General features: G+C 72.8%; 20 protein-coding genes. 8 read left to right on the top strand and 12 right to left on the bottom strand.

Going from position 1 to position 24,796, the window contains the following annotated elements:
* Positions 1-5 precede the first annotated feature (5 nt).
* A complete protein-coding gene (locus ACQVFL_RS09405; RefSeq protein WP_431729182.1) occupies positions 6-2,030 on the bottom strand; it encodes a hypothetical protein in 2,025 nt (674 codons plus the stop codon).
* A gap of 171 nt (positions 2,031-2,201) precedes the next feature.
* Between ACQVFL_RS09405 and ACQVFL_RS09410 the strand changes: the two genes are divergently transcribed.
* The 4 genes from ACQVFL_RS09410 to ACQVFL_RS09425 all read left to right on the top strand — a co-directional run bounded on the left by ACQVFL_RS09410 (position 2,202) and on the right by ACQVFL_RS09425 (position 7,156).
* Positions 2,202-3,158 (top strand): NAD-dependent epimerase/dehydratase family protein, encoded by a 957-nt coding sequence (locus ACQVFL_RS09410; protein WP_431729183.1) that lies wholly within the window; start codon positions 2,202-2,204, stop codon positions 3,156-3,158.
* 92 nt (positions 3,159-3,250) lie between these two features.
* Entirely contained in the window at positions 3,251-4,708 is a 1,458-nt protein-coding gene (locus ACQVFL_RS09415; RefSeq protein ID WP_431729184.1) for a lipopolysaccharide biosynthesis protein, read from the top strand.
* Positions 4,692-5,906, top strand: a complete 1,215-nt coding sequence (locus tag ACQVFL_RS09420; protein WP_431729185.1) for a glycosyltransferase — start codon at positions 4,692-4,694, stop codon at positions 5,904-5,906. The genes ACQVFL_RS09415 and ACQVFL_RS09420 overlap by 17 nt, the downstream gene beginning before the upstream one ends.
* Positions 5,907-5,911: 5 nt before the next feature.
* Complete coding sequence (locus tag ACQVFL_RS09425; RefSeq protein WP_396691264.1) at positions 5,912-7,156, top strand: glycosyltransferase; 1,245 nt, start codon at positions 5,912-5,914, stop codon at positions 7,154-7,156.
* Positions 7,157-7,223: 67 nt separating this feature from the next.
* On the opposite strand, the gene ACQVFL_RS09430 is transcribed toward ACQVFL_RS09425, so the two are convergent.
* The 3 genes from ACQVFL_RS09430 to ACQVFL_RS09440 all read right to left on the bottom strand — a co-directional run bounded on the left by ACQVFL_RS09430 (position 7,224) and on the right by ACQVFL_RS09440 (position 10,786).
* On the bottom strand, positions 7,224-8,642 hold the full coding sequence (locus ACQVFL_RS09430; RefSeq protein WP_396691262.1) for an O-antigen ligase family protein: 1,419 nt from the start codon (positions 8,640-8,642) through the stop codon (positions 7,224-7,226).
* A gap of 72 nt (positions 8,643-8,714) precedes the next feature.
* Positions 8,715-9,746, bottom strand: a complete 1,032-nt coding sequence (locus tag ACQVFL_RS09435; protein WP_431729186.1) for a dTDP-4-dehydrorhamnose reductase family protein — start codon at positions 9,744-9,746, stop codon at positions 8,715-8,717.
* Complete coding sequence (locus ACQVFL_RS09440; protein ID WP_396691258.1) at positions 9,743-10,786, bottom strand: polysaccharide biosynthesis protein; 1,044 nt, start codon at positions 10,784-10,786, stop codon at positions 9,743-9,745. Before ACQVFL_RS09440 ends, ACQVFL_RS09435 begins: the two co-directional genes overlap by 4 nt.
* Before the next feature lie 362 nt (positions 10,787-11,148).
* On the opposite strand from ACQVFL_RS09440, the gene ACQVFL_RS09445 reads away from it, so the two are divergent.
* The 3 genes from ACQVFL_RS09445 to ACQVFL_RS09455 are packed head-to-tail and all read left to right on the top strand — an operon-like array spanning position 11,149 to position 13,939.
* Entirely contained in the window at positions 11,149-11,769 is a 621-nt protein-coding gene (locus ACQVFL_RS09445; protein WP_431729804.1) for a sugar transferase, read from the top strand.
* A complete protein-coding gene (locus tag ACQVFL_RS09450; protein WP_396691256.1) occupies positions 11,766-12,695 on the top strand; it encodes an NAD-dependent epimerase/dehydratase family protein in 930 nt (309 codons plus the stop codon). Before ACQVFL_RS09445 ends, ACQVFL_RS09450 begins: the two co-directional genes overlap by 4 nt.
* Positions 12,692-13,939 carry a glycosyltransferase family 4 protein gene (locus ACQVFL_RS09455; protein WP_396691254.1) on the top strand — a complete coding sequence of 416 codons (1,248 nt, stop codon included), beginning with the start codon at positions 12,692-12,694 and terminating at the stop codon, positions 13,937-13,939. The genes ACQVFL_RS09450 and ACQVFL_RS09455 overlap by 4 nt, the downstream gene beginning before the upstream one ends.
* Positions 13,940-13,965: 26 nt before the next feature.
* Here the strand turns inward: ACQVFL_RS09455 and ACQVFL_RS09460 are convergent, their stop codons facing one another.
* Both ACQVFL_RS09460 and ACQVFL_RS09465 read right to left on the bottom strand, forming a co-directional pair.
* Complete coding sequence (locus ACQVFL_RS09460; RefSeq protein ID WP_396691252.1) at positions 13,966-14,394, bottom strand: hypothetical protein; 429 nt, start codon at positions 14,392-14,394, stop codon at positions 13,966-13,968.
* A 35-nt stretch (positions 14,395-14,429) separates the two neighbouring features.
* A complete protein-coding gene (locus ACQVFL_RS09465) occupies positions 14,430-16,868 on the bottom strand; it encodes a Tex family protein (RefSeq protein WP_431729187.1) in 2,439 nt (812 codons plus the stop codon).
* A 62-nt stretch (positions 16,869-16,930) separates the two neighbouring features.
* Between ACQVFL_RS09465 and ACQVFL_RS09470 the strand changes: the two genes are divergently transcribed.
* A complete protein-coding gene (locus ACQVFL_RS09470) occupies positions 16,931-18,442 on the top strand; it encodes a deoxyguanosinetriphosphate triphosphohydrolase family protein (RefSeq protein WP_431729188.1) in 1,512 nt (503 codons plus the stop codon).
* A gap of 82 nt (positions 18,443-18,524) precedes the next feature.
* Here the strand turns inward: ACQVFL_RS09470 and ACQVFL_RS09475 are convergent, their stop codons facing one another.
* The 6 genes from ACQVFL_RS09475 to ACQVFL_RS09500 all read right to left on the bottom strand — a co-directional run bounded on the left by ACQVFL_RS09475 (position 18,525) and on the right by ACQVFL_RS09500 (position 24,774).
* On the bottom strand, positions 18,525-19,673 hold the full coding sequence (locus ACQVFL_RS09475) for an MBL fold metallo-hydrolase (protein WP_431729189.1): 1,149 nt from the start codon (positions 19,671-19,673) through the stop codon (positions 18,525-18,527).
* A gap of 52 nt (positions 19,674-19,725) precedes the next feature.
* Positions 19,726-20,484: a serine hydrolase gene (locus ACQVFL_RS09480; RefSeq protein WP_396691245.1), complete on the bottom strand. Its 759-nt coding sequence runs from the start codon at positions 20,482-20,484 to the stop codon at positions 19,726-19,728.
* A gap of 203 nt (positions 20,485-20,687) precedes the next feature.
* Positions 20,688-20,867 carry a hypothetical protein gene (locus tag ACQVFL_RS09485; RefSeq protein WP_396691243.1) on the bottom strand — a complete coding sequence of 60 codons (180 nt, stop codon included), beginning with the start codon at positions 20,865-20,867 and terminating at the stop codon, positions 20,688-20,690.
* A gap of 516 nt (positions 20,868-21,383) precedes the next feature.
* Entirely contained in the window at positions 21,384-22,145 is a 762-nt protein-coding gene (locus ACQVFL_RS09490) for a succinate dehydrogenase/fumarate reductase iron-sulfur subunit (protein WP_396691241.1), read from the bottom strand.
* On the bottom strand, positions 22,142-24,079 hold the full coding sequence (locus ACQVFL_RS09495; RefSeq protein ID WP_396691239.1) for a fumarate reductase/succinate dehydrogenase flavoprotein subunit: 1,938 nt from the start codon (positions 24,077-24,079) through the stop codon (positions 22,142-22,144). Before ACQVFL_RS09495 ends, ACQVFL_RS09490 begins: the two co-directional genes overlap by 4 nt.
* A 2-nt stretch (positions 24,080-24,081) precedes the next feature.
* On the bottom strand, positions 24,082-24,774 hold the full coding sequence (locus ACQVFL_RS09500) for a succinate dehydrogenase cytochrome b subunit (protein WP_396691238.1): 693 nt from the start codon (positions 24,772-24,774) through the stop codon (positions 24,082-24,084).
* Positions 24,775-24,796: the final 22 nt, after the last annotated feature.

Consider the following 24,796-nt stretch of genomic DNA (forward strand, 5'->3'; position numbering starts at 1 on the left):
GGCCGTCAGGCCCGCCGGTAGGCCACCCGTGGTGGCGGGAACCGGTGGACGTCGTCGACCGTGATCGCGCTCAGGGCGCCGGTCACGCCGGTCACCTGGTAGCCGTACCGGTCGCCGGACATCGCCGCCCGGTCGGTGCCGATGTTCAGCGCCGTCCCGCCCGCCGCCTCGGCCAGCAGCGTCGGCGCGGTGCTGCCGGTGCCCTGCCAGACCAGCGCGTACCAGTGCCAACCGCCGGGCAGCATCACCGGCGTGCCCAGCACCGACTCCTTGATCCCGGCGGTGGTCACCGCCAGCGTGCCGAAGTCGGCGATCGGGCCGAGGAACGCGGGCCGTCCGGTGGCCGGGTCGTGGGCGTACACGCCGTGGCGCAGCACGCCGGTGCCGGGCGCGGTCACCTCGACGCAGGCCCGGTCGACCGGGGTCGCCTCGGCCAGGTAGACCGGGTGCAGCAGGAGCCGCTGGAACGCGCCGGTGTACGTGCTGGCCCGGGTCGGACCGGCCAGCGGCAGGAAGTAGCTGCCGACCCCGAGCACGACGCCGGGCACCTGCGGCGGGGCCGGTGGGGCGGGCTCGGCACGCCACATGCCGTACCCGGGCGAGACCGGCACCGCGTACGGGATGCCGTCGACGGCGACCCGGTCCGGCACCGTGAGGTTGGTCGCACCCTCGGCGACCAGCCGCCGGTGGTACAGCCGGGGTGCCGGCATCCGGGTCTGGGCGACCGGGTCGACCCGCTCGATCACCACGACGTCGTGGGTGCCGGTGGAGACGACGATCTCGGTGGCGGTCGAGGGCGGCGCCAGATAGCGGCGGTACGCCGTGCCGGTCACCGAGTCACCCGGCTCCAGCCTGCGTCCCCACACCAGTTGCGGGTAGTTCTTCTTCAGGCTGGAGCTGACGAACCAGGACTTGTCCGTGGTGTGCCGGACCCGGACCGCCCGTCGCCCGTCGTCCAACGGCAGCAGTCCGACCGCGATACCCCACCTCTGCTCCCCGCCGGAGTCGATCACCCACTGGGTCATGCTCGCGGCCGGGGTCAGTGGGTCCCGCAGCGTGGCCGGGGTGATGTCGGTGAGGGCGGTCAGCGTGTCGAGCTTCGCCCAGGTCGACCAGTTCAGCGAGCCGGCGACCCCGACGTTCGGCATGAACTGTCGGCGGCTGCCGCCGCTCGGCACGGTCAGCGCCGAACACTGGGTGACCCCGGCGTTCAGGGCGAAGCGGTCCAGCGCGGTGACCGTCTGCGAGATCAGCAGCCCGTCCGTGCTCCAGCGGTACAGGTTGTCGATCCGGCACAGCGACGGGACGCGGGTCATGATCGTGGCGATCGGCGTGCCGATGTTCGCCTGGGCGGTGTCGATCATCCCGCGATAGGACGGGATCACGTACGACTCCCGGATCCGCAGTTCCTGGCCGGTACGTCGACCGTCCGGCAGCGCCCGACCGTCGAGTTCCACGCTCACCACGTGGCTGTGCGTGGCCGGGCGGATCTGGACGTCCGGCGTGAGACCCGTGATCGGCACGGTGGTGCGGTTCGTCGCGCCGGAGAGGTGGGTCAGCGGTGCCGCCGGCCGCAGCCGCGCGCCCTGGGCGACGCCGGCCACGATCACGTACGGGTTGCCGAACAGCAGGCTGTCGGCGTTGGTGATGGCGAGCAGCGTGAAAACCTCGGTGCCGTCGGTCCACCGGGAACCCACGTCGGCGGTGGTCTTGCCGTGGTTGGTCACGACGATCTGGTCGCCCACGTTGTACCCGTGGTTGCCGCCCACGTACGACCAGCCGGTGTTGATCGGGCAGTTGTCGTCGGAGGTGTCGTGGATCGGGGTGCCCACGGCCGACGGGGAGGGCCACACCTGGGCGTCGGTCGCCGTCGACGGGACGAGCGTGACCTGCGGCAGGCTGGAGTGCCACATGCCGACCATGCCCAGGGGATAGGCGATGTTCGCCGGCATCAGCACGTCCCGGGTGGCGTCGAAACGCGACCGGATGGTCATCAGGGCGTTGGAACGGTAGACGATCAGTTCTCCCATGCCGGCACCTCCGCCGTGACGCGTCCCGATGATGTCACTGTGCGCCACGTCGCCCCTGGTCAGCGGTGCACGGTCGGCTCCCGGACAGCAGCGCGGAATTCCGCGAACGCGGGACGCTGACCCAGATGAGTCGATATACATACCTTCGACATTCATTCGGGGGTTATGTCCATGCGAGTTCTGGTCACCGGCGGGGCCGGTTTCATCGGATCCAATCTGGCCCGCGCCGCGTTGGCCGATCCCGCCGTCAAAGAGGTGACCGTCCTCGACGATCTCTCCGTCGGGTTGCCCGGCAACCTGGACGGGCTCGGCGTCGACCTGGTCGAGGGCTCCATCCTGGACCCGGTCGCCCTGGACACCGCGATGGCGGGCCGGGAGGCGGTGGTCCACCTGGCGGCCCTGCCGAGCGTGCCCCGCTCCCTGGCGGACCCGGTCGCCTCCCACCAGGCGAACGCGACCGGCACGCTGATGGTGCTGGAGGCGGCCCGCCGACACCACGTCGCGCACGTCGTCGTCGCCTCGTCGTCGTCGGTGTACGGCACGAACCCGGCGCTGCCCAAGGCGGAGCTGACCTGGACCCGGCCGATGAGCCCCTACGCGGCGAGCAAGCTGGCCACCGAGGCGTACGCGCTGGCGTACCAGGCCTCGTTCGGCCTGCCCACGCTGGCCTTCCGGTTCTTCAACGTGTTCGGGCCCGGGCAGCGGCACGACCACCCGTACGCGGCGGTCATCCCGCGTTTCGCGCACGCCGCCCTGCACGGCGAGCCGGTCGTGGTGCACGGCGACGGCACCCAGTCCCGCGACTTCACCTACGTCGGCACGGTGTGCCAGGTCATCCTGGACGCGCTGCGCCGCCGGGTGCAGCACCCGCACCCGGTCAACCTCGCCTTCGGGGCGCGGGCCACCCTGCTGGAGGTCGTCGACGAGTTGGCGGGGCTGCTCGGGCGACCGATCGCCCGTGAGTACGCCGCCCCGCGCGGCGGCGACGTGCCGCACTCGCTGGCCGACGACACCCTGCTGCGGGAGCTGTTCCCGGACGTGACCCCGGTCGACCGTCTCGACGGCCTGCGCGCCACCGTCGCGTGGATGTCCGGGCGGCGCGACCTCGCACCCGCCGGGACCCGGTGAACCGGGCGGCGAGCCGGACCGGACCGGGGCGGTCGAGGGCCCCGAGCCCTCCCGTCGACCCTGCACAGACCTCGACGCCGCCTCCCGCCGAGATGCCGCAGGCCGTCGACGCGCCGTCCGCCGTGGAGACCCTGCCGGCGGCACCGGCCACCGACACGGCACCGGCCGCCGCCGCGCCGACGCCGTCCGAGGTGGCGGGGGAGCGGGACCGACGCGTCACGGTCGGCATCGCCGCCGCGATGGCGGCGAAGGGGATCGGCCTGGCCGCGCCGCTCGTCGTCACCCCGGCCTGCTTCGGCTACCTCGGCGAGCAGCGGTACGGCCTGTGGATGGCGGTCACCGCGCTGACCGGCATGGCCTGGTTCGCCGACCTGGGGCTGGGCAACGGGCTGCTGACCCGGCTGAGCCACCACGTCACCGACGTCCGGGCCCAGGCGCGGGAGATCTCCAGCGCCTTCGCCACCCTCGGCGCGGTCGCCGTGGTGCTGGTCGTCGCGCTGGTGGCGGTCGTACCCACGGTGGGATGGGCCGGGCTGTTCGGCGTGACCGACGCGCGGGTCGCCGCGGACGCGTCCACGATGGTGCTGCTCTGCTTCGGGGCCTTCGCCGTCAACATCCCGTTCTCGCTGATCCAGCGGATCCAGTACGCCCGGGGCCAGGTGGTGCAGAGCAACGTCTGGCAGTCGGCCGGTGCATTGGTGGCGATGGGCGCGGTGCTCGGCGCCATCGCCGCCGGGTGGAGTCCGCTGGTGGTGATCGGCTGCGCGGTGCTGGCCGTGCCGCTGACCAACCTGCTCAACACGGTGGCGTACTTCTGGTTCCAGGAGCCCGTGCTGCGGCCCGGTCCGGCCCTGGTGGACCGGGCCACCGCCGTCGGCCTGCTCCGGCTCGGTCTCCAGTTCTTCGCGCTCACCACCATGTCGTCGATCGCGCTCAACATGGACAGCCCGCTGGTCGCGTACCTGCTCGGGCCGGCGGTGGCGGCCCACTACGCGGTGGTCGGGAAGCTGTTCGGCGTACTGTCGATCTTCGTCGGGCTGGTCGGCATGACGATCTGGCCGGTCAACGGCACCGCCCTGGCCCGGGGCGAGGTGGCCTGGGTGCGCCGCAACACCCGACGCATGGTGCTGCTCTACGGCGTCATCGTCGGTGTGGTCGGCGGCGCGCTGGTCGGCGTCGGCCCCCGGCTGGTCGAGTCGTGGGTGAGCGGCATCGACCGCGCCTCGGTGTCGGTCGCGCTCCTGGCCGGGCTGGCCGCCTGGTCCTTCCTGGTCGCCGTCACCTCTCCGTTGACCATGGTGCAGAACAGCGTCGGCCTGCTCCGTCCGCAGTTCGTCGGCTGGGCGTCGTTCCTGGTGCTGGCGGCCGGGCTCAAGGTTTGGGGGCTGCGGCAGTTCGGGCTCGTCGGCCTGCCGGTCGCGGCCTGTCTCGCGTACGTGCTGACCATGTGGCCGGCGGTGATCGTGGGCTACCGGCGGGCGCTCGCCGGTGACCGGCCCCGCCGACCGGCCCGACGAGCGAAGGAGCACGCCGGTGTCCACCCGGGATGACCCGGCGACGCCGGGCCCGCGCCACCCCGAGCCGCCGTGCCGGGTCCTGCGCATCGTCGGCGAGCTGAACTTCGGCGGCACCGAGATGCGGACCGCCGAGCTGCTGCCCCGGCTGGCCGCCGCCGGTGTCGAGGTGCACCTGGTGACGCTCAGCCACCGGATCGGCCCCGGCCCGCTGGCCGACGTGGTCACCCGGCACGGTGGCACGGTCACCCCGATCGCGCTGGACGCCGACTTCGCCCCGCGCCTGCTTGGGCTGCTGCGGCGGTTGCGTCCGGACGTGGTGCACGTCGACTGCGCCAACTTCTCCGGCGTACCGCTGGCACTGGCCCGGCTCTGCGGCGTACCCGTTCGGGTGGCGCACTTCCGGGGCGACGACAACGTCCGCCGCAGCCTACGGCGGCGCGTCTACCGACGGCTCTGCGGTCGGCTGCTGCGGCACAGTGCCACCGACATCCTCGGTGTCTCGCCCAGCTCGCTCACCTTCGGCTACGACCCGCAGTGGCAGCGCGACCGGCGCTGCCGGGTGGTGCTCAACGGCCTCGACCTCGACCGGCTGCGGGCACCCGGCCGCGACGACCTGCGCGCACTGGTCGGCGCCGAACCGGGCGCCCTCGTCTGTGTCAGCGTCGGGCGGGCCTCGCCGGAGAAGCGGCGCTGGCTGCTGCCGCCGATCCTTGCCGAGCTGCGGTCGCTGGGCGTGCCGGCACACGCGGTGCTGGTCGGTCCCGGCGACGACGCCGACGACGACGCGCGGGTCCGTGCGGCGGCGTACGCCGCCGGACTCGCCGACCGGGTGCACCTGCTCGGCCCACGCGACGACGTGGGCCACCTGCTGCGGCAGGCCGACGTGGTGGTGCACCCCTCCTGCCTGGAAGGGCTGCCCGGGGGAGTGCTGGAACCCGTCGCGCTGGGCGTCGGCACCGTCGCCGCCGACCTGCCCGGGGTGCGGTTCATCGAGTCGCACCTGCCCGGCGTGACGGTCGTCGACACCGACGCGCCGCCGAGGGCCTGGGCCGAGGCGGTGCGGACCGCCGCCGCGTACACCGCGTCGACGACGCCGCAGACGGCCGCCGCGCGCTTCGCCGACAGCGTCTTCGCCATCGACGCCGCCCTCGCCGCCCACCTCGCCATCTATCGACCACGGGAACATCCGACAGCACAGCGGAGCCGGCAGCGGGTCGGCTCGGAACGGTGACCGAGATGAACGACAGCACCCTGGTACGCGGCCCGGAGCAGCGCCGTCGGTCGACGATCCGGGTACGCCCGGCCCGGCCGCTGCTCGTCGGCGCGTACGCCTTCCCGTACGGCGACGCCACCTCCAACCGGCTGCGGCAACTCGCCCGCAGCGCCGCGCCCGAGGGGGAGCGGACCCTGGTGGTCAACGACTGGCCCTGCGAGGTCCCCTTCCCCGGCGAGTTCGGCGACCTCGCCGGCATCGACCTGGTCACGCTGCGCGTGCGGGGCGGCAACCGGCTCACCCGGATGGCGGCCCGCCTGGCCCGACCGGTACGCGTGCTGCGCGCCCTGCGCCGTGCGGGCGTGGACCGCGACGAGATCGGCGTGGTGCTGCTGCCGATGGCGATGATGACGCTCGGCAACTGGGCGGTGCTGCGGCTCGCGCTGCGCGCCCCGGTGGTGGTCGACGCCAGCGAACGCCACGACCGGCACCAGTTCGCGCACGGCTGGCTCACCCCGTACTTCGTGCGGCACCGCTGGTCGACCTTCCTGGCCACCCGGCTGGTGCACCGGGCCACGGCGGTGACCGGCGCACTCGCCGAGCACCTCGCCGCGTACGGCCTCGACGTGCTGGTGGTGCCGCCGCAGGTGGACTGCGCCGAGTTCGCGCCGCCCCGGACACCGTCGCTGGTCGACGGGCTGCGGCTGGTCTACGCCGGCACCCCCGGCCGCAAGGACATGCTCGACGTGATCGTGCGCGGCATCAGCCGGCTCGCCCCGGCCGATCAGCGACGGGTCAGCCTGACCATCGCGGGCATCACCCGCGAGCAGGCCGCCACCGGGTCGGACCTGGACCCGGCGCTGCTGGACGAGGTGGCGGCCGAGGTGACCTTCCTCGGCCGGGTACCCCGCGACACCGTGCTCACGCTGCTCGGCGGCGCGCACTTCTCGATGCTGGTCCGGCCCACCGGGGGGTACGCCGCGCACGGCTTCCCGTCCAAGGTGCCGGAGAGCCTCGCCGCCGGTTGCCCGGTGCTGCTCAACCACACCAGCGACCTGGCCGCCCACGTGCACGACGGCGTCGAGGGCCTGGTGCTCGACGGCAACGGCCCGGACGACGTCCGACGCGGGATCGAGCGGGCGCTGCGCCTGCGGGACGAGGAGTGGGCGGCGATGAGCCGGGCCGCCCTGTCCCGGGCCCGTGAGTCGTTCGACCACCGGGCCTGGCAGGCCCGGGTCACCGCGTTCCTGACCGCCGCCCGGCGCTGACGCGACCGGCGTTCCCGCGCCTGCCCGGTGCGGCCGGAGGAGATCCGTCGCGTACGGGCGGCCGGTCTCAGCCGGGCAGCCCGACGGGTGCCCGCCGACCCGGCCGGGTGCGTACGCCCTCGGTGACCCCGGCCTTCTCGTCCGGGTCGGCGGTGGGCCGGTGCAGCAGGGCGGCGACCGCGAGCCAGAACACGTACGGGTAGGGCTGCCCGGTGCCGAAGATGGCCGACTCGGTCAACTGCACCAGCACGCCGCTGACCACCAGCCAGACCAGGCCCGAGTTGGCCCCGCGCACCGGTGCGCGCAGCGCGCCGCGCCCGGCGGCCAGCAGCAGCGCCACCAGCGGGACGACGGCGGTGAGCCCCAGCTCCAGCAGCAGTTGCAGGTAGCTGTTGTGCACCACGCTGACGCCCGCGCCGAAGAACTCGTCGTAGCTGGCGAGTTCGAACAGGTGGTTGCGGGACGCGTACCCGAAACCCAGCGTGGGCCGGTTCTGCCACCACAGGTCGACGGTGGCCTGCCACATCTCGGTGCGGCCGTTGGACAGGTCGGCGCCCTCCGGATCGGTGAAGCGCAGCACGACCCGCTGCATCCACGGTGCCGAGAAGATGACCGGCAGCAGGTTGAACAGGTGCGCCACCAGCAGCGTCGCGGTCACCGCCGTGGCGGCCCGGACCACCGGCCCGAACCCGTGCCGCAGCAGGACCCAGGCGGCACCGACCAGGACGGCGACGATGCCGGTCCGGGACTGCGACAGCAGCAGACAGACACCGGCCGGCAGGACGCCGAGCAGCAGCACGGGTCGGCGGAACTGCTGGTACACCGCCCAGCCCAGCGGGATGGCCAGGGCGCACACGATGCCGAGCATGTTCGGGTTGTTGTAGATGCCCTGGAACCGCTGGCTGCTGGCCAGCGCGGCGGTCAGCACGCCGCCGCTGACCCCGTACCCGAGGCTGACCAGGGCGGACACGCTGAGGACCAGGTACACCGTCCGCAGGTCGGCGAGCATCACCGTACGCTCGGACCACCGCCGCCGCACCAGCACGTGCACCAGGGCGGCCAGCAGCACCAGGGCCACCCCACGCTGGAAGGTCTCCATCGGGACCACCGACCAGACGGTGCTGAGCGTGGCGAGCCCGGCGACCGACCAGAGCGCGGCGACGAGGACACCGGTCCACGGCGCGAGCCGGACCGGGACCCGGACCGGCCGGCACAGCCCCCACACCACCAGGGCGGCGACCGCGGCGTAGCGCGGATAGAAGCTCACCTCGACCAGGGCGGGCAGGTCCGACGAGGCGCAGACCAGCAGCGCGGTGGTCAGCCCCAGCAACCACCGCCACCCGTCCACCCGGCGGACCAGGGCGACCAACAGGAGCAGCAGGGTCAGCCCGATCGCGACCAGCGGGGCGTCGACCGCGACGAGGGTGGTGACCACGACCAGCGCCGCCGCCCCCGCGACGACGCCCCACTCGGCCAAACGGTTCATCACGTGCTGTCCTCCGCCTCGCGGCCGGCCCGCGTACCACGCGGCCCGGCGGGTCGTCGTCCTCGTCCGCCGTCAGACCCGGATGCCGGGCCGGTCCGCGTCGGTCCAGCGGGCCCGGGCCGCGTGCATGGCCCGGACCATCTCCGGCCAGTCCGGCGGCCGGTAGCCGGTGGCCTGGGCGAGGGCGTCGGCCCGCATCGAGCGGTCGCAGACGAAACCGTCGTCCGGCACCAGCTCACCGGGCCAGCCGTACACCTCGGCGACCAGCCGCAGCAGGTCGTGCTTGGTGATCGGATCGGCCGCGACGTGGTAGAGCCCGGTCAGGTCCTCGCGCGGCAGCACCACGGTGCGCAGCAGGCGGGCGAACTCGACGGTGGTCACGCCGGTGTAGACGGCCCGGGTGAAGCCCCGGACCTGACCCCGCTGGGCGAGGAACCAGTCCACCAGGGAACGGTGCGAGGTCAACTCGTGGCCGACGATCGAGGTGCGCAGGGTGAGCGCCGACGGTCCGGTCGCCTCACCGAGCAGTTTGGACCGCCCGTACAGGTCGGGTGGGTCGGGCAGGTCGTCCTCGGCGTAGTCGCCCCGTCGACCGGAGAAGACACAGTCGGTGCTGACGTGCACCAGCCGGCCGCCGAGATCGACGCAGGCGGCGGCGAGCAGGTGCGGCAGGAGCGCGTTGAGCGTGACGGTCGGCACCGCCTCCTGCACGTCCGGCCGCTGCTTGATCACACCCACACAGTTGATCACCACGTCCGGCCGAAGCAGGTCGAGGAAACGGCGGACCTCGGCGAACCGGGTGGCGTCGACGCCCGTGGTGATCCGGTCGCGCAGGTGCGCCGGGAACCACCCCGCCTCGTCGTCGACCCGCCGGGCCAGGCCGTGCACGTCCAGGTCGGGATCGGCGCTCAGTTCGCGCAGGACGGCGTGACCGAGCATGCCGGTGACCCCGACGACGAGTACCCGCCGGGCGGCCGGGCGCGACGAGCCCGACTCACCGCCCTGTCGGCCGGGGTGTGCGGCGTCGGCCTGGTCGCGCCGCCGGGGCACCCGATCGGTCGTGCCGCCGCCCACGCCCGGGTCGGCGCCGCGCCGCTCGGTCATGCGGGCACGGCGGCAGCCGCCGCGACGTCGAGCTGCGCCCGTACCTCGGGCAGGGTCCGCAACAGCGTCTCGATCTCCGGTACGGAGAGCCGGCGCGCGTTGTGCGAGTGGAAGTCGGCCAACGCGCCCCGCTCGACGTTGCCCTCCTCGAAGTAGAGGGCGTAGTTCAGGTCGCGGCTGTCCACCGGCACCCGGAGGAACTCGCCCAGGTCCTCGGCGTGCGCGAGCTCCTCCCGGCTGGCCAGGGTCTCGTAGAGCTTCTCCCCGTGCCGGATGCCGAGCACGTCGAACTTGGCGGGCACCCCGAACAGGTTGCACAGGGCGGTGGCCAGGTCGCCGATGGTGCAGGCGTCGGCCTTGCGGATGAACACGTCGCCCGGCTGCCCGTCGCGGAACGCGTGCTCGACCAGGTCGACCGACTGCGCCAGCGACATCAGGAAACGGGTCATCGACGGCTCGGTGACGGTCGGCAGCGCGCCCCGGCGGATCTGCTCGATGAACAGCGGGATGACCGAGCCGCGCGAGTACATGACGTTGCCGTAGCGCACGCAGCAGACCCGGGTCCGGGCCTGCGGGTTGTTCCGGGCGTGCGCCTGGGCCACCTTCTCCATCAGCGCCTTGGTCATCCCCATCGCGTTCACCGGGTAGACCGCCTTGTCGGTGCTGAGCAGCACCAGCGTCTCGACCCCGACCCGTTCGCAGGCCTCGACGACGTTGGCGCTCCCGAGCACGTTCGTGCGCAGCGCCTCCAACGGGAAGAACTCGCAGGACGGGACCTGCTTGAGCGCGGCGGCGTGGAAGACGAACTCCATGCCCCGCGCGGCCCTGAGCACGCTGTCGTAGTCACGGACGTCGCCCACGTAGTAGCGGACCCGGTCGTCGCGCAGGCGGTGTCGCATCGCGTCCTGCTTGGACTCGTCGCGGCTGAGGACCCGCACCTCGGTGGCCCCGGCGTCGAGCAGCCGGGAAACCATCGTCTGGCCGAATGATCCGGTGCCACCGGTAATCAGAAATCGCCGATCCGTTAGCGAGGAAATCACATCTGGCCCTGCCTGTTCCCTGTCGAGTGTTCCGCGATGCCGTCGGGACGGCGTCCACCGGCGAACATACCGATTCACGAACTGATCCGGGACGGCTTTCCTGAATTGAAAGAGGAGTCTCATTCGGATTGTCCGCGTGTGGGTGGCAGGTGAGCGAAATTCATTCCACCGTACGGTCCGAACAGTGCGCCACGAAATGTGAAAGCGCGATCCGGCGCAGCGGAGAATGATATGCGTATCGCATGTCAAAAGTTGCTCTCCATGCGACGCACACGCGTGCCGGGGCTGCCGGCGCGGCGAGGGGTCCGCGCGGGATCGCCGAGGATCCGGCCACCTGGCGACCGTACGATCGGTGGAAGCGGCTGCTCGACGTCGTGGGCGCCCTCCTCGTCCTGGTCCTGGGCGCACCGCTGATGGCCCTGGTGGCCCTCGTGGTGCTGATCGCGCACGGTCGGCCGGTGCTGTTCCGGCACAAGCGGCCCGGCCTGCACGGCGAGCTGTTCGAGATGGTCAAGTTCCGGACCATGCGGCACCCCGACCCGGACCGGGGACTGGTCACCGACGCGCAGCGCCTGACCCGGGTCGGCCGCTGGCTGCGAGCCAGCAGCCTGGACGAGCTGCCCGAGTTCTGGAACGTGCTACGGGGCGAGATGAGCGTCGTCGGTCCCCGCCCGCACCTGGTGCAGTACCTCGACCTCTACAGCCCGGAACAGGCCCGCCGCCATGACGTACGGCCCGGCATCACCGGGCTGGCGCAGGTCCGGGGCCGCAACGCGCTGGAGTGGCAGGTCAAGTTCGCCCACGACGTCGAGTACGTCGACCGGCGCTCGCTCCTGCTGGACCTGAAGATCGTGCTGGCCACCGTCTGGGTGGTCGCCAGCCGCCAGGGCATCTCCGCGCCGGGTGCGGCCACCTGGCACGAGTTCACCGGCAATCCAGGGCAGTCGACGGTCGCCGAGGCGGATCCCGCGTACCGCCGATGAACCGGGTGCTGCTGCTCGGCGCCGGCGGGTTCCTCGGACGGCACGTCGGGGCGCTGCTCGCCGCGCACGCCGACGTCCGGGCACCCGACCGGTCGGCCTGCGACCTGGTCCGCATCGACCTTCCCGCGCTGATCGCGTTGCTGTCCCGGGAACGGCCCGACGCGGTGGTGGTCGCCGCGGGCCGGATCGTCGGCTCCGGGTACGACTTCGTCCGCGCGCACGTGCTGGCCACCGCCAAGCTCGTCGAGGCGATGGCGGAGGCGGTGCCGACGGCCCGACTGGTCCGGATCGGGTCGGCCGCCGAGTACGGCGCCGTCCCGTACGGCCTCGCGGTGACCGAGGACCATCCGTGCGCGCCGGTCAACGAGTACGGGCTCAGTCACCTGACCGCGACCCGGCTGGCGGAGCTGGCCGGTACGGCGGGCCGGGTCGACACGGTCGTGCTGCGGGTCTTCAACCCGGTCGGGCCGGGCATCCCGGCGGGCAACGTGCTCGGCCGGGTCACCGCGCTGATCAGGTCGGCCCGCGCCGCCGGGGACGATGGCATCGCGCTGGGACTGCACGACACGTACCGCGACTTCGTCGACGTGCGGGACGTGGCGTCGGCGGTGCTGGCGGCGGTGCGCAGCGCGCCCACGGCCGACCGGGTGGTCAACGTCGGCAGCGGCCGGGCGGTGGCCGTCCGCGACGTGGTCCGGCTGCTGGCCGAGGTGGCCGGGTTCACCGGCGACGTCCGCGACGGCGGGTTCGCCGCCGACGCCGGGCGCTCCGCCACCGTGCCGTGGATGTGCGCGGACACCACACGTGCCGGGCGGGTGCTCGGCTGGGCACCCGCGTACGACCTGCGCGAGTCGCTGACCGCGCTGTGGCGCACCGACGGCGCCGTGCCGCCGGTACGCCCGTTGGCCCCACTGGAGACGGGATGAGGCGCATGCGGATCGGCCTGCTCACGCAATGGTTCGACCCGGAGCCCGGCCCGGCCGCCCTGCCCGGGATGCTCGCCACCGCCCTCGCCGGACGGGGGCACGAGGTGCAGGTGCTCACCGGCTTCCCCAACTACCCGACCGGGCGACTGGCCCCCGGCTACCGGATGGCCCGCCGCCGGGACGAGACCGTCGGCGCGACCCGGATCCGGCGGGTCGCGCTCTATCCCAGCCACGACCGTTCCGCGCTGCGTCGGGTCGCCAACTACGGCTCCTTCGCCGTCTCCGCGTTGACCTCCGGCACGCCGGTGCTGCGGGGGCTGGACGCGCTCTGGGTGGGTAACTCGCCGATCAGCGTCGCGCTGCCGATGTGGTTCACCCGGTACGCCCACCGGGTGCCGGTGCTGCTGCACGTCCTCGACCTCTGGCCGGACAGCGTGGTGGCCAGCGGATTCCTCGGGACCGGGCGGCTGTCCCGGACCGTTGAGCGGGGCATGGCCGGCTGGTGCGGCGCGATGTACCGCAGCGCCGCCCGGGTCGCCTGCGTCTCGCCCGGCGCCGTCGACCTGCTCGCCGGTCGGGGCGTGCCCCGGGAGAAGCTGGTGCACATCCCGATGTGGGCGGACGAGACACCCCGGCCCCGCGCCGGTGACCTGCGCGCGGAGCTGGGCGTGCGCCCCGACCAGGTGGTCCTGGTGTACGCCGGTGCGCTCGGCGAGGCACAGGGGCTCGACTCGCTCGTGGACGCCTGCGCAAGGGTGGCCGACCCCCGGCTGGTCTGCGTGATCGCGGGCTCCGGCACCACCGAGGAACGGCTGCGCCGTCGGGCCGAGGAGTCGGGCGCGGCCAACGTGCGCTTCCTCGGGCAACTGCCCCGGGAACGGATGCCCGCGTTGATGGCGACCGGCGACGCGCACTACGTGAGCCTTCGGCCCGGCGGCATGTCGGCGTACACCATGCCGAGCAAGGTGCAGGCCACCCTGGCCGCCGGACGGGCCCTGCTGGTGGCCGCCGAGGGGGACGCCGCCGACGTGGCCCGCGACAGCGGGGCCGGGATCACCGCCCGGCCCGGTGACCCCGACTCGATCGCCGCCGCGCTGCGCGAACTCTGCGACCTCGGCCGGGAGAAGCTCGACCTGCTCGGGCAGGCCGGTCGGCTGCACTACCAGCGGGTCTTCTCGGTGGCCGCCGGTGCTCATCGGGTGGAGCAGGCGCTGTCCGAGGTGGTCGACGTCCACCGACGCTGAGGGCGTCAGGGCCCGCGTCGAGGGCGTCAGGGCCAGTCGTCACCGGCGTCCAGGCGCCGGTCGAGCAGCTCCGCCAGCGGCAGGGACTCGCCGTCCCGGCCGCCCCGGCCGACCACCAGCGGCGGCGGGACCGGCGGGCAGACCGCGCCGAACAGCAGCGCACGCACGCTGTTCGGCACGGTCAGCAGATAGAAGTTCCCCCGGGCGTCGACCGCCCGCGAGCGCGCCCGGTCGACGTACCAGCCGGTCAGGCCGGTGCGGTAGCGGTGCCGCCCGTCGTAGGACGTCACCCGCAGCCGCTCGGTGCGCAGCCCGCGCGCGGTCGCGTCGGCGACGAAGCGCTGCACCAGCTCCGTCGCCGCGGCCTGCTCCACGGCCCGGGCCCGGGACTCGGCCTCGGCGTGCGCGTGCACCGCCCGCCGTCGCTGCTCCCGCCAGTCCTCGTCGCCCGCCATGGCGCTCACCGTACGCCGCTCACCCGGGGAGGGGCTCAGGCCAGTCCGGCGCGACGCAACGCCTCGGCCATCGCGTCGTTCGCCGGCCCGGCCGGGCCCCGGCCCTGCCGCTGCTGCGGCCCGCCGCGCTGCCCGCCCCGGTCTCCGCGACCGCCGCCGCGTCCGCCCTGCCCGGCACCGCCCTGCCCGCCGCCGTCCCGGCCGCCCCGATTCTCCCGACCGCCCTGGTTCTCCCGACCGCCCTGGTTCTCCCGGCCACCGCGCTCCCGCGGACCGCCGCGGGCGGCCTCCGCGTCGTCGTCCAGCCGCAGCGTCAGCGAGATGCGCTTGCGCGGTACGTCCACGTCCAGCACCTTCACCTTGACCACGTCGCCGGACTTCACCACCTCGCGCGGGTCCTTGACGAAGGTGCGCGACATCGCCGACACGTGCACCAGACCGTCCTGGTGCACCCCGACGTCGACGAAGGCGCCGAAGGCCGCCACGTTGGTGACCACGCCCTCCAGCACCATCCCCGGGGTCAGGTCGCCGATCTTCTCGACGCCCTCGACGAAGGTGGCGGTCTTGAACTCCGGACGCGGGTCGCGCCCCGGCTTCTCCAACTCGGCGAGGATGTCGGTGACCGTCGGCAGACCGAACGTGTCGTCGACGAAGTCGGTGGCCCGCAGGCCGCGCAGGATCGCCGACCGGCCGATCAGCGTCCGCAGATCCTGTCCGGTGCTGGCCAGGATCCGGCGCACCACCGGGTACGCCTCGGGGTGCACGCTGGAGGAGTCCAGCGGGTCGTCGCCGTCGGGGATGCGCAGGAAGCCGGCGCACTGCTCGAACGCCTTCGGCCCGAGTCGGGGCACCTTGCGCAGGTCGGAGCGGCTGCGGAACGGCCCGTTGGCGTCCCGGTGCAGCACGATGTTCTCGGCCAGCCCGGCGCCGATCCCGGAGACCCGGGTCAGCAGCGGCGCGGACGCGGTGTTCACGTCCACCCCGACGCCGTTGACGCAGTCCTCCACCACCGTGTCCAGCGACCGGGAGAGCTTCACCTCCGACAGGTCGTGCTGGTACTGCCCGACGCCGATGGATTTCGGGTCGATCTTCACCAGCTCGGCGAGCGGGTCCTGCAACCGGCGGGCGATGGAGACCGCGCCACGCAGCGACACGTCCATCCCGGGCAGCTCCTGCGCCGCGTACGCGGAGGCGGAGTAGACCGAGGCACCCGCCTCGGAGACCATCACCTTGGTCAACCCGAGCTGCGGGAAGCGCTTGATCAGGTCACCGGCGAGCTTGTCGGTCTCCCGGCTGGCCGTACCGTTGCCGATCGCCACCAGCTCCACCTGGTGCGCCCCGGCGAGCCGGGCCAGTGTCTCGATCGAGGCGTCCCACTGTCGGCGCGGCTCGTGCGGGTAGATCGTGTCGGTGGCGACCACCTTGCCGGTGGCGTCCACCACCGCCACCTTCACCCCGGTCCGCAGCCCCGGGTCCAGCCCCATCGTCGGCCGGGCCCCGGCCGGCGCGGCCAGCAGCAGGTCACGCAGGTTGGTGGCGAAGACCCGGACGGCCTCCTCCTCGGCCGCCTGCCACAACCGCATCCGCAGGTCCGCGCCGAGGTGGATGAGGATCCGGGTACGCCACGCCCAGCGCACCGTGTCGGCCAGCCACCGGTCCGCGGGCCGCCCCTGGTCGCCGACGCCGAACCGGCCGGCGATCGCCGCCTCGTACCGGGTCGGGCCGGTGACCGTGTCGGCGTCGCCGTCGGTCTCCGGGTCCATGGTCAGGTCGAGCACGCCCTCCTTCTCGCCCCGGAACATCGCCAGGATGCGGTGCGAGGGCAGCTTCGGGTACGGCTCGGCGAAGTCGAAGTAGTCGGCGAACTTCGCGCCGGCCGACTCCTGTCCCTCGCGGACCCGGGCCACCAGCCGGCCCCGCGACCACATCTGCTCGCGCAGCGTGCCGATCAGGTCGGCGTCCTCGGCGAACCGCTCGATCAGGATGGCCCGCGCCCCGTCCAGCGCGGCGGCGGCGTCGGCCACCCCCTTGTCCGCGTCGACGTAGCCGGCGGCGGTCTCCCGGGGGTCCCGCGTCGGGTCGCCGAGCAGCGTGTCGGCCAGCGGCTCCAGCCCCGCCTCGCGGGCGATCTGCGCCCGCGTCCGCCGCTTCGGCTTGTACGGCAGATAGATGTCCTCCAGGCGGGACTTCGAGTCGGCCGCCATGATCTGCGCTTCCAGGGCCTCGTCCAGCTTGCCCTGGGAGCGGATCGACTCCAGCACCGCCGCCCGCCGCTCGTCCAGCTCCCGCAGGTAGCGCAGCCGCTCCTCGAGCGTACGAAGCTGGGTGTCGTCGAGCAGCCCGGTGGCCTCCTTGCGGTACCGCGCGATGAACGGCACCGTCGCACCGCCGTCGAGCAGATCCACGGCCGCGCGTACCTGGCGCTCGGCGACGCCGAGTTCCTCGGCGATGCGCTGATGAACAGAGAGGGTCACGATGTCGCTCCGCCTTCGGGTGTGGGTTCCGTGGTGCATTCTGCCGGGCTACCGTGGCGATCATGGAACCACCTGTGGAGCCGCGCGCCCGACGCCTGTTCGGCGGCAGCGCCCGCACCCTCGGCGACCTCGCGACCAGCCCGTTCCGCGCGGACCGGGACCGCATCGTCGGCTCGCCGTTCTTCACCCGCCTGGGCGGAGTCACCCAGGTGGTCAGTCCCGGCGGGTCCGGTCTGCTGGTGCACAATCGGCTCACGCACAGCCTCAAGGTCGCACAGGTGGCCCGCGCGATCGCGGAACGGCTCACCGCCGACGGGTGGCAACGTGACCTGGTGGAGAAGCTGGGCGGCTGCGACCCGGACGTGGTGGAGGCCGCCGCGCTCGCCCACGACCTCGGTCACCCGCCCTTCGGGCACCTGGGCGAACGGGTGCTGGACCGGCTGGCCCGGCACCGGCTCGGCCTCACCGACGGCTTCGAGGGCAACGCCCAGTCGTACCGGATCGTCACCTCGACCGAGATCCGGGGCGCGGCCACCACCGGCCTGGACCTGACCGCGGCGGTCCGGGCGGCGATGCTGAAGTACCCGTGGACCCGGCTCGACCACCCGGACCCGCACCCGCGCCTGATGGACCCGCCGCCGCGCGGTGCCACCCCGCCGCCGGACGACCCGGACAGCGGCTCGGCCAAGTTCGGGGCGTACCGCACCGAGCTGGAGGACCTGCGGCAGGCGCGTGCGCCGTTCGCCGGGCGGATCGCCGACTGGCAGCAGACCGTCGAGGCGTCGGTGATGGACACCGCCGACGACGTCGCCTACGCCATCCACGACGTGGAGGACTTCTATCGCGTCGGGGTGCTCCAGCAGGGTGCCGTCGCCGCCGAGCTGATGGCCTGGCAGCGGGAGGGCGGCAGCTTCCGGGCGATCACCGACGCGGCGTTGCAGACCTCGGCCCGCCGGCCCGGTTCGGCGATCGAGCGGCTGCGCCGCCAACTGCACCGCAAGGACGCCTGGATCGCCGACGACGACGCCTTCGCGGCGGCCGTCGAACACGTCCGGGAGGAGCTGGTCGAGGGCCTGCTGGCGGTACCCTTCGACGGCTCCATCGAGGCGGAACAGTACGTCGCCCGGTTCTCCGCCCGGTGGACCACCCGCTTCGTGGACGCGATCACCGTGGTCGAGCAGCCCGGCATGCGCTCCGGGCACGTGCTGCTGGCCCCGGCGCAGTGGCACGAGGTGCAGGTGCTCAAGTTCGTCCACCACCGCTTCGTGCTGGCCCGCCCCGACCTGGCACTGCACCAGCGGGGCCAGGCCCGCCTGCTCGGCACCCTGGTCGAGGCGTTGCTGGAGTGGCTGCTCGACCCGGAGGAGGAGTCCCGTCTGCCCCGACGGCTGCACGACCTGGTGGAGTTGGCCGAGGCGGAGCTGCACCCGCGTACCCCGGACCGGCTCGGCAAGGCGCGTGGCCGCGCCATCGTGGACTTCGTCGCCCAGCTCACCGACGGGCAGGCGGTGGCGATGCTGGACGCCCTGTCCGGCCGCTCCGGCGCCCTCTGGACCGACGCCTTCGTCCTCTGACCGCGCGGCGGGTGCGGTGAAAGGAAGGGCACCTTCCTAACGCCTACGGCATAGGAAGGGCCCCCTCCTAACACCGAGGAGCTCAGGCGACCGTCTGCCACCAGCCGTCGACCGGCGGCGGGTCGTCCACCACGACCCGCTCGCCGGGCCGGGGCACCGCCAGCCGGACGTCGCGGGCCTTGGCCTCGGCCCAGAGCCGGTCCACCGGCTCGGACCAGTCGTGCATGGCGAGGTTGAACGTCGCCCAGTGCACCGGCACGAACAGCCCGCCGCGCAGATCCAGGTGGGCGGCGACGCCCTCCTCCGGGAACATGTGGATCCCCGGCCAGGCCCGGTCGTACGCGCCGATCTGCACCAGCGTCGCGTCGAACGGCCCGTACGCCGCCCCGATCTCGGCGTACCCGTCGAAGTAGCCGGAGTCCCCGGTGTAGTAGACCTTCCGCTGCCGACCGGCGACCACCCACGAACTCCACAGCGTGCCGTTGCGCCGCAGCCCCCGGCCGGAGAAGTGCTGCGCGGCCGTGCAGGTGATCTCCAGGTCGGCCACCCGGTGCGTCTGCGACCAGTCCAGCTCGATCACCCGGTGCGCCGGCACCCCCCACCGGTCGAGGTGCGCGCCGACCCCGAGCGGCACCAGGAACGGCGCCGACTGCCGGGCGGTCAACTCCCGCACCGTGGCCATGTCCAGGTGGTCGTAGTGGTCGTGGGAGATCAGGATCGCGTCGAGCTGCGGCAGCTCGTCGAGGCGTACCGGCGGTTCGTGCAGTCGACGCGGACCGACCGCGTCCGACGGCGAGCACCTGTCGCTCCAGACCGGGTCGACCAGCACCCGGCGACCCTCGATCTCGATCAGCGTGGAGGCGTGGCCGTACCAGACGAGGTTCAGCTCGCGGGCCCGGTCGACGTCCGGCGCGGGCGTCGACCGCACCAGCGGCACGGCCCGGGTCGGTCGACGCTGCTGCTTACCGAAGATCATCTCGCGGAACAGGTTGCTGTCCGGATTGGGCGCCGTCCGGGTGCTCGCCCGGTTGTGGAACGTCCCGTCGCGGAACTGCGGCGACCGGGCCGCCCGCTCCGCCCGCGCCCCGGTCAGGCGGCCACCGAGCGCGGCCGGTACGCCCCGGGCCGCCCACGCCAGTCCGGCCAGTCCGGCCAACGCGGCCACCCCGACCACCGATCCACCGATCCGTCGGCCGGTGACTCGTCCCGTCGGCTCCTTCGGTGCTCGCATGGTTGCCCCCTCTGCTGATCCCCGCAGTCCACGGTAGCCCTGACCGCCCGGTTCAACCCTGGTTGCCGCAGCCGTGTGGGCGCGGCTCGCCGGTCGCCAGCCGGTCGGTCAGGTCCAGCAACCGCCGACCCAACCGGGCCCGGGCCTGCACAGCGGGGTGGGTGGCGCCGAAGTCGTCCGCCCCGGGTTGACCGGCGGCGAAGAAGGCGTACGTCAGTCGGGGCGCCCCGGCCGTGTCGAAGATCACCCCGGCCTCGTGCCGGGCGTCGCGGAACCAGCCGGCCTTGGTGGCGATCCGCGCCCGCTCGGCCGACGACATGGTGCGTCGCACCCCGTCGGTGAACGCCACCGGCGAACGCAGCATCCGCAGCACGAACTCCGTCGAGGCGGGGGAGAGCAGGGTGCCGCCGACGAGCGCCCGCAGCAGGTCGTGCGTCTCGCGGGCCGTGCTGGTGCCGAGGTGGTACCGGGGCGAGTCGGGCACCGGCTGCACAGACGTGCCCGGGAAGCCCTTCGCCGCCACGATCCGGTTGACCTCGGCGGCCGGGCAGACCTGCGCGCACAGCCGCACCGCGACGTCGTCGGAGACGGTCAGCAGGTTCGCCAGCACGTGCCCCAGCGTCACCCGGCTGGGATAGGCGCCGGCCAACCCGAAGATGCCGTCGCTGTCCGGAGTCGCGAGCTCGGCGGTCACCTCGACCTGACGGTCGAGGGCGAGCAACCCCCGGTCGACCGTGTCCAGCACCGCCGTCGCCACCGCGATCTTGTTGACGCTGTACGCCTCGACCCGCCGGTCCGCCGACTCGTCCACCGCTACCAGCGGGCCGTCCGGCCCGGCGAGACTCAGGTACGCCTGCCAGTCGCCGCCGGCCCGGGCGCGCTCCCGCCGGTACGCCGCTCGGACCCGTGCCGCGATCCGGCTCGGGTCGCTGCGCGGTGCAACCGGTTCGCGAATGGTCCACTCCCGTTCCCGTCATGGACACCTTAGGCCGACGGACGCACACCGGCGCGCGCTCACGGGTTGAGGACCACCTTGACGTAGCCGTCCTCCTTGCGCTGGAACATCTGGTACGCCAGCGGGGCCCGGTCCAGCGGCAGCCGGTGGGTGAGCAGGTCCGAGACACCGAGCGGGTCCTCGTCGGTGAGCAGCGGGACGATCTCGTCGACCCACCGGCGTACGTGACACTGGCCCATCCGCAACTGGATGCCCTCAGCGGCAGCGGGTCGACCTCGCCGTTGTACACCCCGGAGATGGAGACGGTGCCGCCGCGCGGGGACGGCCTTCACCGCGGTCTTGAGCACCACCAGCCTGCCCCACCGGGCCGAGGCCGAAGACGGCCAGCGTGCGGCCGGGCGGCGTGTCCGCGGACCGGACGGCCCGCCAGGCGGTCCGCAGGATGTCGGACAGATGCAGCCAGAGCCCGTCCACGCCGTGCTCCGGCACCGTTGATCGGGCCGAAGTCAGCAGGTACTCCACTTGTCCGCCAGGCACCGAGCCATAGCCACCAGCGCCGCACCTTCCCCCCCCCCACCTCCCGCCCCTCCCCCCTCCCCCTCCCTCCCCGGCCTGCGCGATCAAGGAGTTCTGGTCGCTGACGCTGCGGTCGCGTGACGCAAACTCCTTGATCACCGCGCCCGGGGGTGGGTGGGGAGGGGGAGGGGGGGAGGTGGGTGGGGCGGCCGTTTCGCGTGCGGTTCAGGTGTTGGGGGTCAGGTGCCGGGGGTGTCGTTCCGCTTGGCGGTGGCGGCCAGGTAGTCGCGGTTCAGGCGGCCGATGGTGGTCAGCGGGATGCCCTTCGGGCAGACCACGGTGCACTCGCCCGCGTTGGTGCAGCCGCCGAAGCCGGCCTCGTCGTGCGCGTCGACCATGCCGATCACCCGGGTGTACCGCTCCGGCTGGCCCTGGGGGAGCAGCGAGAGCTGGGTGACCTTGGCAGCGGTGAAGAGCATGCCGGAGCCGTTCGGGCAGGCGGCCACGCAGGCGCCGCAGCCGATGCAGGCGGCCGACTCGAAGGCGGCGTCGGCGTCGGCCTTCGCCACCGGGACCGAGTGGGCCTCCGGCGCGCTGCCGGTGGGGGCGGTGATGTACCCACCGGCGGCGATGATGTTGTCGAACGAGTTGCGGTTGACCACCAGGTCCTTGATGACCGGGAAGGCCCGGGCCCGCCACGGCTCGATGTCGATGGTCTCGCCGTCGGAGAACTGTCGCATGTGGAGCTGGCAGGCGGTGGTGCCGCGCTGCGGCCCGTGCGCGTCACCGTTGATCATCAGGCCGCACATGCCGCAGATGCCCTCGCGGCAGTCGTGGTCGAAGGCGACCGGTTCCTCGCCGGAGAGGATGAGTCGCTCGTTGAGGACGTCGAGCATCTCCAGGAAGGACATGTCCGGGGAGACGTCCTCGACCTGGTAGGTGACCATCCGCCCCTTGTCCTGGGGGCTGGACTGACGCCAGATGCGCAGGGTCAGGTTCACTTGTAGCTCCGCTGCGTGGGGTGGACGTATTCGAAGTTCAGGTCTTCCTTGTGCAGCACCGACGGCTGCCCGGTGGCGGTGAACTCCCAGGCGGCGACGTACGCGAAGTGCTCGTCGTCGCGCTGGGCCTCGCCGTCGGGAGTCTGGTGCTCGGCACGGAAGTGACCGCCGCAGGACTCCTCCCGGTGCAGGGCGTCGATGCACATCAGCTCGGCCAGCTCGAAGAAGTCGGCGACGCGGCCGGCCTTCTCCAGCGACTGGTTCAGCCCCTCGCCGTCGCCGGGCACCCGGACCCGCTGCCAGAACTGGTCGCGCAGCGCCCGGATCTCGTCGATCGCCTTGCGCAGCCCGGCCTCGGAGCGCTCCATGCCGCAGTGCTCCCACATGATCTGGCCCAGCTCACGGTGGAACGAGTCCACCGTGCGGTCGCCGTCGATCGCGAGTAGCCGCTGGATCCGGTCCTCGACGTCGCGCCGCGCCTCGACGGCCGCCGGGTGGCTGCCGTCGACCTGCTCGAACGGGCCGGCGGCCAGGTAGTTGGCGACCGTGTTCGGCAGCACGAAGTAGCCGTCGGCGAGCCCCTGCATCAGCGCCGAGGCGCCGAGCCGGTTCGCGCCGTGGTCGGAGAAGTTCGCCTCGCCGATCACGAACAGGCCGGGGATGGTGGACTGGAGGTCGTAGTCGACCCAGAGGCCGCCCATCGTGTAGTGCACGGCGGGGTAGATGCGCATCGGGACCTCGTACGGGTCCTCGCCGGTGATCCGCTCGTACATCTCGAAGAGGTTGCCGTACTTGGCCTCGATGGCCTTGCGGCCGAGACGCCCGATGGCGTCGGAGAAGTCCAGGTAGACGCCGAGCTTCGTGGGGCCCACGCCACGGCCCTCGTCACAGACGTACTTCGCGGCCCGGGAGGCGATGTCGCGCGGCACCAGGTTGCCGAAGGAGGGGTAGATCCGCTCCAGGTAGTAGTCGCGCTCGTCCTCCGGGATGTCCCGCGGGTTGCGGTCGTCGCCCTTGGTCTTCGGTACCCACACCCGGCCGTCGTTGCGCAGCGACTCGCTCATCAGGGTCAGCTTCGACTGGTGGTCGCCGGAGACCGGGATGCAGGTCGGGTGGATCTGGGTGTAGCAGGGGTTGGCGAAGTACGCGCCCTTGCGGTGCGCCCGCCAGGTGGCGGTGACGTTGCAGCCCTTGGCGTTGGTGGAGAGGTAGAAGACGTTGCCGTAGCCGCCGGAGGCGAGCACCACGGCGTCGGCGAACTCGGTGCTGATCTCGCCGGTGACCATGTCCCGGACGACGATGCCGCGCGCCTTGCCGTCGATGATGATCAGCTCCAGCATCTCGTGCCGGGCGTTCATCTCCACGTTGCCGAGGCCGATCTGCCGCTCCAGCGCCTGGTACGCGCCGAGCAGCAACTGCTGACCCGTCTGGCCCCGGGCGTAGAAGGTGCGCTGGACCTGCGCGCCACCGAAGGACCGGGTGTCCAGCAGGCCGCCGTACTCGCGGGCGAACGGGACGCCCTGGGCGACGCACTGGTCGATGATGTTCACCGACATCTCGGCCAGCCGGTGCACGTTCGACTCCCGGGAGCGGAAGTCGCCGCCCTTGACGGTGTCGTAGAACAGCCGGTGCACCGAGTCACCGTCGTTGCGGTAGTTCTTGGCGGCGTTGATGCCGCCCTGCGCGGCGATCGAGTGGGCCCGGCGCGGGCTGTCCTGGTAGCAGTACGACTTGACCCGGTAGCCCTGCTCGCCCAGCGTGGCGGCGGCGGCTCCGCCGGCCAGGCCGGTGCCGACCACGATCACGGTCATCTTGCGCCGGTTGGCCGGGTTGACCAGCTTGGCCTCGAAACGGCGGCGTTCCCACCGGGTCTCGATCGGCCCGTCGGGAGCCCGGGTGTCGGCGATCGGGTCGCCCTCGGTGAACAGATCCATGGTCAGGACACCAATCCGGTGAGTACGGCGAACGGGACCAGGAGGTAGCCGGCGCAGAGGACGACGGCGAAGGTCAGCGCCACCAGGCGGGCCCGCTGCTCGCCCCGGGGCGTCTGCTGCCCGAGGCTGCGCAGCGCGCTGAAGATGCCGTGCCGCAGGTGGAAGCCGAGCGCGACGATCGCCAGCGTGTAGAAGAGCGTGACGTACCAGCGCGACGGCGCGAAGTCGGCCACCACGTTGGCGTACGGCCGGGACGGGTCACCGACCGGGTTCAGCGTGCCGGTGGTGAGGTCGAGGATGTGGTAGATCACGAAGAGCAGGATGATCACGCCGCCCCAGCGCATGGTGCGGGCGGCGTAGCTGCCCCGGACCTTCTTGCGGTGGGCGTAGCGCACCGGGCGGGCGGCGCGGGCGCGCAGCGCGAGGACCGTGGCCGCCCAGATGTGGCCGAGCACCGAGACCAGCAGGCCGATCCGCATGATCCAGAGGAACCAGACGTGCGGCAGCACCGGTCCGCCGATGTCGCGCAGCCAGTGCGCGTAGTCGTTGAACGACGCGTCGCCCGCGAAGACCTTGAGATTGCCCAGCATGTGCGCGATGAGGAAGAGCACCAGGAAGATGCCCGTCACCGCCATGACCGCCTTCAGTCCGACATTGGATCGGATGGGCGACCGCGTTCTCGTCGTGACTACCACGAGCCCGACGCTAGGAGTACTT

It is taken from the genome of Verrucosispora sp. TAA-831, from assembly GCF_050780145.1.
GTDB lineage: Bacteria > Actinomycetota > Actinomycetes > Mycobacteriales > Micromonosporaceae > Micromonospora.